The following is a 12,547-nucleotide window of genomic DNA, read 5'->3' on the forward strand; positions in this document are numbered from 1 at the left end:
ATTTGAGTGTGGAGATATCTATTACGCAAATGTTTTGCAAATTTAATGCCAGAAGGCCGCGACAGATGCCGCGGCCGGGCGGGATTATTCTTTCTGCGCCAGCGCGCCGGGGGTAAAGCGGGCGGAGGAAGCGGCCTGCCGCTCATCGCGGGCAATCCAGCGATACAGGCTGCCGCTAAGTAGCACGCCGATGAACCAGCTAAAATTGGCCACTTCATGCAGAGCGGGAATAAAGCTGATAATCAGGCCAACCGCTACCGAGGGCAGCAGCGCGGCGATGGCCTTCGGGTTAAAACCGTTGCGGTACCAGTATTTGCCTTTCGGAGTGTCATCGAACAGATCGTTGACCGATACCTGCCCGCGTTTAATCAAATAGAAATCAACCAGCAGAATGCCGAACAACGGCCCGATAAACGCTCCCAATACATCCAGGGTGTAGTGGATAAGCTCAGGGGAGTTGAACAGGTTCCACGGGGTGAGCAGTATCGAGCCGACGGCGGCAATCATCCCGCCGGTGCGGAAACTGATTTTTTGTGGCGCGCAGTTGGAAAAATCAAATGCCGGCGAGACGAAGTTGGCGACAATATTAATGCCGATAGTGGCGGTGATCATGGTCAGCAAGCCGATGGCCACCGCCAGATCGTTACCCACATGGCTCACCGTTTCAATCGGGTCGGTGATCATCCGGCCAAATAAAGATTGCGTCCCGGAGACGATCACTACAGTCACCACCGAGAACAGCAGGAAGTTAAACGGCAGCCCCCAGCGGTTACCGCGGCGAATTTCGCCCATGCTTCTGGCATAACGGGAGAAATCGCCAAAATTGAGCAGCGGACCGGAGAAGTAAGAGACCACCAGCGCGGTGGCGGTGATCATCTGCCAACTTTGCTCGCCAGCGGTCAGCGTCTTACTGGCGAGGGTAAAGGAGATACCGTCGAGGCCTGTCTTGTATACAATCCAGCCCGCCAGCGCCAGCATCACCACATATACCGCCGGGCCGGCGATGTCGATGAAACGCTTAATCGCGCTCATGCCGTGCCAGAACACCATCGCCTGCAACAGCCACATGGTAGCGAAACAGAGCCAGCCAAGCGATGAAAGACCCAGCAATGAGGTTTGCGTCATTGCCGCCAGCGAGGGCCAGAACTTCAGCAGCACCAGCATCAAGGCGTTCGCAGCCAGATAGGTTTGGATCCCGTACCAGGCGAAAGCAATCAGTCCGCGTATCACCGCCGGAATATTGGCGCCGAAGACGCCAAACGCCTGACGACAAATGACCGCATAGGGCACGCCGGCAATCTGGCTGGGTTTGGCCACCAGATTGGCGCAAAGCTGGACGATAACAATTCCGGCCAACAGGCAGATAAGTACCTGCCAGCTCGCCAGCCCCAGCGTAAAGAAACTCGCCGCCACTACATAGCCTCCCATGCTATGCACATCCGACATCCAGAAAGAAAAAATGTTGTACCAGTTCCAGTTTTGCTCGCGCGTCGGCGCCAGATCCTCGTTGCAAAGACGCGGGCTGTAGCCTGATGCCGGGTCTCCGGCGTTGAGCTGATGCGTATTTTGTGTATTTGGCATGGATCCTGCTCCTCTGAAGACAAACGTTGTGCCGTTGATAGCGGAAGGCGTTGCAGGATTCAGGCCAGAATGGTTAATATTGTATACAAAATATTTATTTTATGTATACGATTTGATATCAAAATGGAAAGTGGAGTAGACCAATGGGCAATGAAAATCCGCTGCAGGCCGCAGCCGGACTGCATGACAAGGATGAGTCTATCTACGAAGCCTTGCTGACCGCGATTGTCGAGCAACAGCTGCTGCCGGGCAGCAAATTGCCGGAAGAGGCGCTGGCGGAGGTGTTCGGCGTCAGTCGCACGGGGGTACGCAAAGCGCTGCAACGACTCGCCGCTGTGCAAATGGTGACATTAACGCCCAAACGTGGTGCACAGGTCGCCAGTCCGACGGTCGACGAGGCACGGGAAATATTCCGCACCCGCGCGCTACTGGAAGTGGCGAATCTGCCGGATGTCCTGCAACGCTGCCAGCCTCCGCATCTGGCGGCGCTGGAAGCCATTATTCAGCAAGAGCAACTGGCGCATGAGGCCTACGATGGCCCGGCGGCTATCCGCCACTCCGCTAATTTTCATATTCAGTTACAGGCCATTTCCGGCAACCAGGTACTAACGGAGATGGTCACCCGACTCAGTCAACGCTCATCACTGGTGATTGCCGCCTGGGGCGCGCCGTGGCGGCAAGGGTGCCGCTGCGATGATCACGAGCGCCTTGTCGGCCTGCTGCGCGAAAAAGCGCTAACCGCGCTGACCGAGGCGCTCAACCATCACTTTGAACACATCGTCGCCAGTTTATGTTTTTCCCGCACGGGAGAGTCGGTTCCCGATTTCGCCCGGCTATTCGCCGGCTATAAGGAGCGGTAATGTCCACCATCTGTATACAAGTTATCAATCCCAATACCGATCCCGGTATGACGCAAACCATCGCCGAGGCGGCCCGCGCCGCGGCGTCGCCAGGAACCGATATTCTCGCGGTGTGTCCACCGGACGGCGTGCCGTCGATTGAAGGACATTTTGACGAAGCCATCGCCGCCGTCGGCGTGCTGGAGCAGATTAAAGCCGGGCGGCGGCAGGGCGTTTCCGGCCATGTCATCGCCTGTTTTGGCGATCCGGGATTACTGGCCGCTCGTGAACTGGCCCAGGGGCCGGTTATTGGTATTGCCGAGGCGGCGATGCATATGGCGACGCTGGTCGCTACCCGCTTCTCGGTAGTCACTACCTTGCCGCGCACGCTGATTATCGCTCGCCACCTGCTACATCAGTATGGATTCCATGACCATTGCGCCGGTCTGCATGCGATCGATCTACCGGTGCTGGCACTGGAAGATGGCAGCGGCTTGGCGCAGGAAAAAGTACGCGCCCGCTGTATTCAGGCGCTAAAGGAGGACGGCTGCGGCGCTATCGTGCTGGGCTGTGGCGGTATGGCGACCCTGGCGCAGCAACTGACCCGGGAACTTCAGGTACCCGTTATTGATGGCGTCAGCGCGGCGGTGAAGATGGTTGAATCTCTGGTGTCGCTAGGACTGACAACCAGCAAGCACGGTGATTTAGCCTATCCGGAACGTAAAACGCTTAGCGGTAAATTTGCCGTGTTTAATGATTAAATGAAGGGGTGGGAGATGATACCAGCAGCAGAATCATATCCGCGCGATTTGCGCGGCTATGCGGGAAAACCGCCGCACGCGCAGTGGCCAAACCAGGCGCGTATCGCGGTGCAGTTTGTGCTTAATTACGAAGAGGGCGCCGAGAATCACGTCCTGCACGGCGATGCGGGTTCCGAACAGTTTCTCTCCGATATCATCGGCGCTGCCAGCTACCCCGACCGCCATATGTCAATGGACTCATTGTATGAATATGGCAGCCGCGCGGGCTTCTGGCGTATCCATCATGCCTTTCAGGAGCGGGGGTTGCCGTTGACGGTGTTTGGCGTGGCAATGGCGCTGGCGCGTCATCCGGATATCGTCGCGGCGATCAAAGCGGCCAACTACGATGTGGTCAGCCACGGGTGGCGTTGGATCCACTATCAGCATATGGCGATTGAACAGGAGCGTGACCATCTGCATAAAGCGGTGCAGGTGCTGACCGACCTGTTTGGCAAACCGCCCACCGGCTGGTATACCGGGCGCGATAGCCCTAACACCCGGCAACTGGTGGTGGAGCATGGCGGATTTGATTACGACAGCGACTATTATGGCGATGATTTGCCGTTCTGGACGGAAGTGCCTTGCGCCGACGGGCAGCGTAAACCGCATCTCATCGTGCCTTACACGCTCGATGCCAACGATATGCGTTTTGCCACCGCTCAGGGGTTTAATACCGCTGAACAGTTTTATACCTATCTGAAAGACAGCTTTGATGTGCTGTACGCGGAAGGCGAAACGTCGCCGAAAATGATGTCTATCGGCATGCACTGCCGGTTGCTGGGTCGCCCCGGACGCTTCCGCGCTCTGCAACGTTTTCTCGATTACGTGCAGCAGCATGAGCGCGTGTGGATTTGTACCCGCCAGCAGATTGCCGACCACTGGCGGCAGGTACATCCGTACCAGCCATAGCAGCAGACCCATTGCGCCGTTATTTTGTCGGGTGGCGGCTAACGCCTTACCCGACCTACGGTCCGTGCGGCCTGCCGTTAATTTATACTGCCGGTGTTGGTAGCCTCAAAATCCCCGGTGGCGCTGCCGCTTACCGGGGCTACAGCGCTTTGCGATTTGGTAGCCCGGAGAAGGCGCAACGCGCCGCGTCCGGGAAAACCCCTTAAAAAAGTAGCAAACCGATAACAGTATCTATGGTCCGTACCGTTGTGAGCTTAAGATCTCTATCTTGTAAATGGCTACTGAAACTGCGGTGTTGGTGGCCTCAAAATCGCTGAGACGTTCCCGGAAGGCCGGGGCAGCCCGCATGGATGCGGGCTGAGGGCCGTGATTTGCAGGGATGCTGCCTCGGCCCGCCCCGGAGCCTGCCGGGATAAGTCGAAGGAACCACGAAGTGGCGATTTTGGCGGCCAGAGCCCGGGAGTACAGAGGGCGGCGGCGACTGGCCGCCCTCTGTGCGCTCCCAGCGCCACGGAAAACATATTGCGGAAAAAATTAACCGGGAGCGCAATGTGCTCAGAATTAACACAAAGCACATGTTTTTCCCAGACCAAAACCGTTGCAAATCGATAACAGTATCTACGCCGGCATGTGATCTGTAGGCCCACGTAAGTGTAGCGCCGCCGGGCAATAACCGCGGGTAAAGAACCACTTTCGCGCCGGATGGGGCTGCGCCTTATCCGGCCTACGATCCGTGCCATTGTGAGTTGGTAGCCCTGCTAAGCGCAGCGCAAGCAGGGGGCGACTACGGCATCAATGCCCCATCAAACTGACCTGCGCGGCAACGATACGCCAGCCGCAGGCAAACCGCACCCAGGTTTGCTGCTGACGGCCAATACGTTCGCTGCCTTCACGGGTGAACTCGGTACTGCATACCGCATAATCCTCTCCATAGGTGGTGATCACCGTATGGCGTAACTCCCGCGCAAGTCCTGCGGCGGGGCGCGCGGCGCGGAAGGCGCGGATCTCATCAATACCATATAGATTCTCCCCGGCGCCGAGGCGAACCGTGCGCGTATCGTGCCAGAACAACGCATCCAGCACTGCGATATCGTTACTCACCAGCGCCTGTTCATAGCGATAAAAGGCCGCCGTAACTTCGGCGACCACTTGCGGAAGATTGATGTCTTGCGATGCGATCATGCGGCTACCCCCACCGGACGAGAATCGGTTACTCCCATCGCTTCCAGCGCATAGGCGGCGCGCAGACAAGCCTGTTCATTAAACGGCGCGGCAATTAACTGCACGCCGACAGGCAGCCCCGTCGCGGTACGTAGCGGAACGGTCACCACCGGCAGACCGATAAAGGAGATTGGTTGAGTAAGCATGCCCATGCTGGCGCGTATCGGTAAAGACTCGCCGTTGATCTCCATCGTCTGCTCGCCAATAAGCGTCGCGCTGCACGGTGTTGCCGGAGCGATGAGCACATCGGCATGGGTGAACAGCGAGGCGACTCGCTGCTGAGCGTGGCGACGGAAGCGCTGCGCCTGCAGGTACCAGGCGGAAGGGATCATCGCGCCCGCCAGCAGACGTTCGCGCGAGTGCGGTTCAAAGCGTTCCGGCTCGCGCCGTAAGGCTGGAAGGTACTGGTTTCCGCCTTCAGAAGCGCTAATGATAAACGCAGAAGCGCGCGCCAGCTCCGCTTCGGGGAAGAGATACTCTTCAGAGGCTTCGAGATAACGGGCGACGCGAGCCACCGCCGCGCGGGCATCGTCATCGCACCAGCGGCTGAAATAGCCGCCTAAAACCGCGCAACGCAGCCCCTGGAGGCCATATCGTAGATGCGGCGTGGCAGGGGCGACGCCGCGTTCGGCCTGAAACCCGTCGTTGACGTCTCGCCCCTGCAGAACATCGTAAACTGTGGTTAAATCCTCTACCGTGCGGGCAAACGGACCAATATGATCGAGGCTGGGAACAAAAGGGTGGCTACCGGCGCGCGACAGGCGGCCGAAGGTTGGCTTGAGACCAAAAATCCCGCTCAGGGATGCCGGAACGCGAATCGAACCATTGGTGTCGCTACCGAGCGAGAAATTAACCAATCCGGCGGCGACCGCCGCCGCTGAGCCGCCGGAGGATCCGCCGGCAATGCGGTTAAGATCGTGCGGGTTGCGCGTCGCGCCATAGTGGCTATTTTCCGTGGTAAAACCGTAAGCATAGGCGTCCATATTCAGCATCCCGCTGAGCAGGCCGCCTGCGCTATGGATCTGACTTACCGCCCAGCTATCGACGCGGGCAGGCGGGTTATTGCTGAACAGTTGCGCGCCAGCGAAGGTGGTTTCCCCTGCGACATCAAACAGATTTTTGATCGCGTAGGGAACCCCTGCCAGCGCAGGCAGCGGCTGATTCGTTCGCCGTAGGGCATCAATGGCGTCCGCTTCGTCGAGCATCCGTTTCCCGGTGACTGTCGTCCAGGCGTTGAGCCGCGGGTTACTTTGCGCAATATCATCAAGCGTCTGGCGAGCCAGCTCTCTGGCGCTAAATTCACCGCGACTCAGCGACTGCTGAATGTCGGCAATGGTCATCTGATGTAGCTTCATGCTTTATACACTCCGGCGATTTCCAGACGCTGATCGAGCGGATAGGCCATCAGCGGTTCAGCCATATCGGCAATGCGGCGAAATTGCGCCAGCAGCTCAGCGCGGCGCGATTCATCCAGTTCAAGGGCGAGGATCTGTTCCATCTGTAGAAGCCAGTCGCGCCACTCTTTTTCGGTTTGTTTCATGCTTCTCCTCCTAATAGCCAGCGGCGGTGCCGTTACTGCGCGGGTCAGACGCGCCTTCAAACAGGCCGTCAGGATGGCGGACAATGGCCCCGGCATGTCCCATGGCCTCGCTGAAGTCGGCCAGTACCTCAACTTCATGCCCCAGTTCCCTGAGTCGGGCGAGGGTTTGCGGCGCAAAGCGACCTTCCACTTTTAGTGAGTCCGAGGTCTGTCCCCAGGTGCGCCCAAGGAGCCAGCGCGGACGAGAAATACTCTCCTGAAGCGGGACGTTCTGCAGGATATAACGGGTGAACAGCGCCGCCTGGGTTTGCGGCTGGCCGTCGCCGCCCATTGAGCCATAAACCATCACCCGCCCATCGTTCAGGCGTGCGGCGGCGGGATTAAGGGTATGGAAGGGTTGCTTGCCGGGCGCCAGCGCCAGCAAATGCGCCGGGTCGAGGCTGAACGACGCGCCGCGGTTTTGCCAGACAATACCGCTGTCCGGAAGCACCACGCCGCTGCCAAACTCATGGTAGAGACTCTGGATAAAGGAGACCGCCAGCCCGCTACTATCCATCACGCCCATCCAGACGGTATCGCCGGGGCCTTTGCCTGCGCCCCATGGCGCGGCGCGCTGGTCGTCGATCTTCTCCGCCAGCGGTTGTAACGCCTGCGGGGACAGCAAACTTTGAATATTCCAGATGCAGCGGGTCGGTAATATGTTTATCGCGCAGGCTAAAGGCCTGTTTTGTCGCTTCCACGATACGGTGGATGGTCTGCGCATCGTCGGCCTGTTCCATCGCCAGCCGGTCAGTGATGCCGAGGATGGCCAGCGACACCAGGCCCTGCGTCGGCGGTGCCAGGTTCCATAACTCTCCATGTTGATGCTGTAGCCGCAGTGGTTGCGGGCGGCGCGCGCGATGCTGGCGCAGATCGTCAAGCGTGATAGGCAGGCCGTAACGGGCCATGCCGGCCGCCAGTTGTTCCGCCAGCGAGCCGCGATAGAAACTATCAAGCCCTTCCGCAACCAGCCGTTTTAGCGTGGAGGCCAGCGCAGGCTGACAAAAGCGGCTGCCGCTTTCAGGAGGGCGGCCATTGACCAGAAAGGTCTCAGCGAAGCCCGGCTGGCGCTGAAGTTCATCTAACTTTCCAGCGGTGGCGCTGGCTTGTGAGGCGGTCACCGGAATACCGTTATCGGCATAGCCAATCGCGTCCTGTAACAGGCGCGAAAGCGGTAGTGATTTACCGGTCAGGGATTGTGAAACTTTCAGCGCCTCATCCCAGCCGCTGACGGTGCCGGCGACGGTCAGGGCGGATTGCGGGCCGCGATGCGGGATGTGCGTTAGCCCGGCATAGGCTTCCGGCGTCGCCAGTGAACCAGCGGCGCCGCTGGCGTCAATGGCGATCGGATCGCCCTGCGGCGGCACGATCAGCCAGAACCCATCGCCGCCTAAACCATTCATATGCGGATAGACCACCGCGATGGTCGCAGCGGCGGCGACCATCGCTTCTATTGCGCTTCCGCCTTCGCGCAGCACGGACAGCGCGCTTTGGCTAGCCAGATGATGGGGGGCGACCGCCATCCCCTGGGGCGAGAAATGACTCTGCATAAATTATCCTCGTAACGAATCGTGCAGCCACTGCTGCAAACGCTGTCCGTGCAAAAGCTGTTCCACTTTGAAAAGAAAGTTTCAATGTTGCGGTTATCATTTTCTTTTCTCATTGTGGCATGCATTGTGAAGGGGGTTAGCGGTATAGTTCAGTGAAACAAAAGTTACAGAGGCGCTATGGAACAACTCGATGAACGGCTGAAGGCGCAATATGCGTCGTTGTCACCCCAGGAGCAGCGGGTGGCGGATTTCATTGTCGACCACTTTGATGACCTGATTAGCTACAACAGCGCCGAGCTGGCCCAGCTGAGCGGGGTATCTAAAGCGACGGTAAGCCGCCTGTTTAAACGGCTGGGGTATGAAAAGTATCGCGATATGCGCGATGAGCTGCGCACGTTACGCCAGAGCGGGATGCCGTTGACCGATCATCGCGAGGCGGTGCAGGGTAATACCTTGCTGGCGCGGCATTATAAGCAGGAGATGGCAAACCTGACGCAGTGGGTCAACGCGCTGGATGCCCGGCAGTTTGCCGAAGCCATTAACGCACTGGTGAATGCCAGGCGCGTCGTCATTATTGGGATGCGTAACTCCTGGCCGCTGGCGTTGCATCTACGTCAGCAGTTACTGCAGGCGCGCGGGCAAGTGGTGGTGCTGCCGCAACCGGGGCAAAGCCTAAGTGAAGAACTGGTCGATTTAAGCGCGGAAGATATGGTGGTGGTGATGGCGTTTCGCCGTCGGCCGCGAATTATTCGCCCATTGATGCAGCAACTGCAACAGCGGGGAGTTCCGCAGCTGCTAATCTGTGAGCCGCAGGCGCATAGCCTGTTTCCTCTGGCGCGCTGGCGGCTCTGCGCCCCACTGGACAGCGTGTCGGCTTTCGACAGCTACGCGTCGGCCAATAGTCTTATCAACCTGCTGGCCAACGCCTTGCTACATGAAATTCTCGATAGCGGTCGCCCGCGCATTCATGACATCGCTAGGTTATACCAACAACTGGATGAGCTTGAACAACGATAATGGGGAGTCATGCTGGTGCTTTGCACCCTTTTGGTGCCAAAATGCGGTAAGAAGAAATCCAATTCTTCTTACCGCTATGGTTAATATTCCCGTCATTTCCCGCTAAAAGCCGATTAGCCGGCGCAAATTTGTTTTGTCCGTATCTGGCACATTAGTTGCAGAAGTTTATTTAAAGAATCTTTTGTTTCATACTAACGTAACGGGGAATGATGATGAAAAAACTGCTGATCGCGCTGACCGGGGCCGCTTGTCTGTTAACACAAATCACCGCCGCACGCGCGGACCAACTCCAGGATATTGAAAAACGCGGGGTGATCCGCGTCGCCGTTCCCCAGGATTTCCCGCCGTTTGGTTCCGTCGGCACCGATCTCCAGCCACAGGGGTATGACATCGATATGGCCCGCTATCTGGCAAAGCAGATGAAGCTAAAACTGCAACTGGTTCCGGTGAGCAGCGCCAACCGGGTACCGTATTTGCAGACCGATAAAGTGGATCTGGTGATCTCAAGCCTGGGTAAGAACGCCGAGCGGGAAAAGGTCATCGATTTCAGCCAACCCTACGCGCCGTTTTTCCTTGGCGTCTTCGGCCCGCAGGGCAGTACCTTGAAAGACGCGGCCGAACTGAGCGGTAAGAGTATCGGCGTGACCCGCGGCGCGGTGGAAGATATGGTGCTGACCAGCATTGCGCCGAAAGCGACGCAGATTAAGCGTTACGAAGATAACAACACCACGCTGTCGGCCTGGCTTTCTGGTCAGGTGCAATACGTAGCGACGGGTAACCTGGTGGTGGCGGCTATCTCGCGGCAAAACCCGGCGAAAGCCCCGGTCGCCAACTTTATGCTTAAGGATTCACCGTGCGTGATTGGCCTGAAAAAGAATGAACCGGCGATGAAGGAAAAGGTGAATGCCTTAATCGCGCAGGGCATTAAGGACGGCACCCTCAATACGTTGTCACAGCAGTGGCTGAAAGCGCCGTTGCCCAGCGATTTTGCCGCTTAAGGTACGGCGATGACGGAGCAATTACATTTTTCCGCGCTCTGGCCTTATTGGCCGGAGCTCGTGGCGGGACTCTGGATCACTATCCAACTCACTGTACTCGCCACACTCGGTGGCCTGGCCATCGGGATCGTCGGCGCGGCTCTGCGTAGCGGGCGGGCAAGCTGGCTGAGTCGGATATGGGGGGCTTACGTTGAGGTTATCCGCAATACGCCGTTCGTGGTTCAACTGTTCTTTATTGTCTTCGGCCTGCCGAATCTGGGGTTGAAGATGACGGCGGGCGAAGCGGCGCTGCTGGCGATGATCGTCAACCTGGGCGCCTACAGTACGGAGATCGTCCGCGCCGGGATCCAGGTGACGCCAAAAGGGCAGTGGGAGGCCGGCCGGGTACTGGGGCTCAGCCGGAGTCAGACCTTTATTCAGGTGGTGTTGCCGCCGGCGTTGCAGCGTATTTATCCGGCGCTGGTGAGCCAGTGCATTATCGTGATGCTCGGATCGTCGGTGGTATCGCAGGTCTCTTATGAAGAGCTGACCTTTGCCGCCAACTTAATTCAATCGCGAACGTTTTTGAGCTTCGAGGTGTATCTGGTGACAACGTGTCTCTATTTAGCGTTATCGATAGCGATGCGCCAGCTGCTAATGGCGGCTGGACGTAAATGGCTGAGGGTGCAGGCATGATGACAACCTTTACCGACTGGGACATCGTACGCAACCTGCTGCTGGCCGGACGCTGGACCGTGCTGCTGTCATTGACGGCTTTTATTGGCGGCGCGCTGGTGACATTACCGCTGTTGCTGCTGCGTCTGCGGGGTAAATTGTGGGTGCAGCGCCTCATTCGTGGCTATATCGAGCTATTTCAGGGGACGCCATTGCTGATGCAGCTGTTTCTCGCCTTTTTCGGCGTGGCGTTATTCGGGATCGATGTGTCGCCGTGGACCGCCGCCGCGCTGGCGCTGACCCTCTATACCAGCGCCTTTTTGCTGGATATCTGGTACGGCAGTATCCGGGCCTTGCCGAAAGGACAGTGGGAGGCATCGCGTTGCCTGGGATTAAATTTCACCCAGACGTTATGTCGCGTAGTGGCGCCACAGGCGGTGCGGATTGCCATCGCTCCCACCGTGGGTTTCGCCGTGCAGGTGATAAAAGGCACCGCGCTGGCGTCGATTATCGGTTTCGTCGAGCTCACCAAGGCTGGCACCATGCTCACCAATGTGACGTATCAGCCGTTTAAGGTTTTCGCGCTGGTCGCGCTGGGCTACTTCATCTTGTGTTATCCGCTGTCCCGTTACAGCCGCTATCTGGAGAATAAATTCAATGCCGCTCATCACCATTAATCAGGTGCAGAAATTCTACGGCGATAACCACGTGCTGAAGGGGGTCGATCTCGATATCAATATGGGCGAAGTGATTTCCATCATCGGCCGAAGCGGCTCGGGGAAAAGCACCTTATTGCGCTGCATTAACGGGCTGGAGGGGTACCAGGAAGGCAGCATTAAGCTCGGCGGCATGACCATTACCGATCGTGACTCGCAGGCGCGGGAGATTAGCCGCTCCGTTGGCATGGTATTCCAGAACTTCAATTTATTTCCGCATATGACGGCGCTGGAAAATGTGATGCTGGCGCCGCGGCGGGTATTGAAAAAAAAGCCTGCCGAGTGCCGCGAACTGGCGCAGCAAATGCTGGGAAAAGTCGGGCTTGGCGATCGGCTGGATTTCTATCCCTCCAGCCTCTCCGGCGGGCAACAGCAGCGGGTAGCTATCGCCCGCGCGCTGGCGATGTCGCCAAAAGTTTTACTCTGTGACGAAATCACCTCCGCGCTGGATCCGGAACTGGTGGGAGAGGTGCTTAAAGTGCTGGAACAGCTGGCCGCGGAAGGAATGACGCTGATTCTGGTTACTCATGAAATGAATTTTGCCCGTGAAGTCGGCGACCGGGTGGTGTTTATGCACCAGGGGCGAGTCTGGGAGCAGGGCGACAGCAAAACGCTGTTTAGCCAGCCACAAACCAATGAACTCAAACAATTTATCTCCTCCGTGCGCGGACTGAATTAATAAA

12 protein-coding genes and 1 pseudogene are annotated in these 12,547 nt (G+C 57.8%); 8 read left to right on the plus strand and 5 right to left on the minus strand.

The genetic code is table 11. The annotated features are described in order from the left end of the window. Positions 1–84: 84 nt before the first annotated feature. Positions 85–1,581 carry an NCS1 family nucleobase:cation symporter-1 gene (locus ABLV66_RS12485; protein ID WP_045394361.1) on the minus strand — a complete coding sequence of 499 codons (1,497 nt, stop codon included), beginning with the start codon at positions 1,579–1,581 and terminating at the stop codon, positions 85–87. Between the two features lie 143 nt (positions 1,582–1,724). Here ABLV66_RS12485 and ABLV66_RS12490 point away from each other — a divergent pair, with 143 nt between their 5' ends. Genes ABLV66_RS12490 through puuE form a run of 3 tightly spaced genes read left to right on the plus strand, consistent with a single transcriptional unit; the run spans position 1,725 to position 4,129 of the window. Then, positions 1,725–2,441, plus strand: a complete 717-nt coding sequence (locus ABLV66_RS12490; protein WP_015705421.1) for a GntR family transcriptional regulator — start codon at positions 1,725–1,727, stop codon at positions 2,439–2,441. Beyond that, positions 2,441–3,181, plus strand: a complete 741-nt coding sequence (gene hpxA, locus ABLV66_RS12495) for an allantoin racemase (RefSeq protein ID WP_512174137.1) — start codon at positions 2,441–2,443, stop codon at positions 3,179–3,181. The genes ABLV66_RS12490 and hpxA overlap by 1 nt, the downstream gene beginning before the upstream one ends. Before the next feature lie 15 nt (positions 3,182–3,196). Beyond that, positions 3,197–4,129: an allantoinase PuuE gene (gene puuE, locus ABLV66_RS12500; RefSeq protein WP_015366602.1), complete on the plus strand. Its 933-nt coding sequence runs from the start codon at positions 3,197–3,199 to the stop codon at positions 4,127–4,129. A gap of 792 nt (positions 4,130–4,921) precedes the next feature. Here puuE and hpxZ read toward each other — a convergent pair. The 4 genes and pseudogenes from hpxZ to hpxW all read right to left on the minus strand — a co-directional run bounded on the left by hpxZ (position 4,922) and on the right by hpxW (position 8,479). Further along, positions 4,922–5,311 carry an oxalurate catabolism protein HpxZ gene (gene hpxZ, locus ABLV66_RS12505; RefSeq protein WP_047048378.1) on the minus strand — a complete coding sequence of 130 codons (390 nt, stop codon included), beginning with the start codon at positions 5,309–5,311 and terminating at the stop codon, positions 4,922–4,924. Continuing rightward, positions 5,308–6,705, minus strand: coding sequence for an AtzE family amidohydrolase (locus ABLV66_RS12510; protein ID WP_348876633.1), 1,398 nt, complete (start codon positions 6,703–6,705; stop codon positions 5,308–5,310). Before ABLV66_RS12510 ends, hpxZ begins: the two co-directional genes overlap by 4 nt. Next, complete coding sequence (gene hpxX / locus ABLV66_RS12515; protein ID WP_015366605.1) at positions 6,702–6,890, minus strand: oxalurate catabolism protein HpxX; 189 nt, start codon at positions 6,888–6,890, stop codon at positions 6,702–6,704. The genes ABLV66_RS12510 and hpxX overlap by 4 nt, the downstream gene beginning before the upstream one ends. A 10-nt stretch (positions 6,891–6,900) precedes the next feature. Next, a pseudogene (gene hpxW, locus ABLV66_RS12520) lies at positions 6,901–8,479 on the minus strand (oxamate amidohydrolase). A gap of 177 nt (positions 8,480–8,656) precedes the next feature. On the opposite strand from hpxW, the gene hpxU reads away from it, so the two are divergent. The 5 genes from hpxU (at position 8,657) to ABLV66_RS12545 (ending at position 12,543) form a co-directional block, all read left to right on the plus strand. After that, complete coding sequence (gene hpxU / locus ABLV66_RS12525) at positions 8,657–9,496, plus strand: MurR/RpiR family transcriptional regulator HpxU (RefSeq protein WP_315710457.1); 840 nt, start codon at positions 8,657–8,659, stop codon at positions 9,494–9,496. A 212-nt stretch (positions 9,497–9,708) separates the two neighbouring features. Further along, positions 9,709–10,494, plus strand: a complete 786-nt coding sequence (locus tag ABLV66_RS12530; protein WP_348876729.1) for a transporter substrate-binding domain-containing protein — start codon at positions 9,709–9,711, stop codon at positions 10,492–10,494. A gap of 9 nt (positions 10,495–10,503) precedes the next feature. Then, positions 10,504–11,169, plus strand: coding sequence for an amino acid ABC transporter permease (locus tag ABLV66_RS12535; RefSeq protein ID WP_348876632.1), 666 nt, complete (start codon positions 10,504–10,506; stop codon positions 11,167–11,169). Then, a complete protein-coding gene (locus tag ABLV66_RS12540; RefSeq protein ID WP_032715563.1) occupies positions 11,169–11,825 on the plus strand; it encodes an amino acid ABC transporter permease in 657 nt (218 codons plus the stop codon). The genes ABLV66_RS12535 and ABLV66_RS12540 overlap by 1 nt, the downstream gene beginning before the upstream one ends. Continuing rightward, positions 11,806–12,543: an amino acid ABC transporter ATP-binding protein gene (locus ABLV66_RS12545; RefSeq protein ID WP_045394384.1), complete on the plus strand. Its 738-nt coding sequence runs from the start codon at positions 11,806–11,808 to the stop codon at positions 12,541–12,543. The genes ABLV66_RS12540 and ABLV66_RS12545 overlap by 20 nt, the downstream gene beginning before the upstream one ends. The last annotated feature ends 4 nt before the right edge of the window (positions 12,544–12,547 follow it).

Source organism: Klebsiella sp. CN_Kp073 (genome assembly GCF_040065495.2).
Lineage (GTDB): Bacteria > Pseudomonadota > Gammaproteobacteria > Enterobacterales > Enterobacteriaceae > Klebsiella > Klebsiella aerogenes.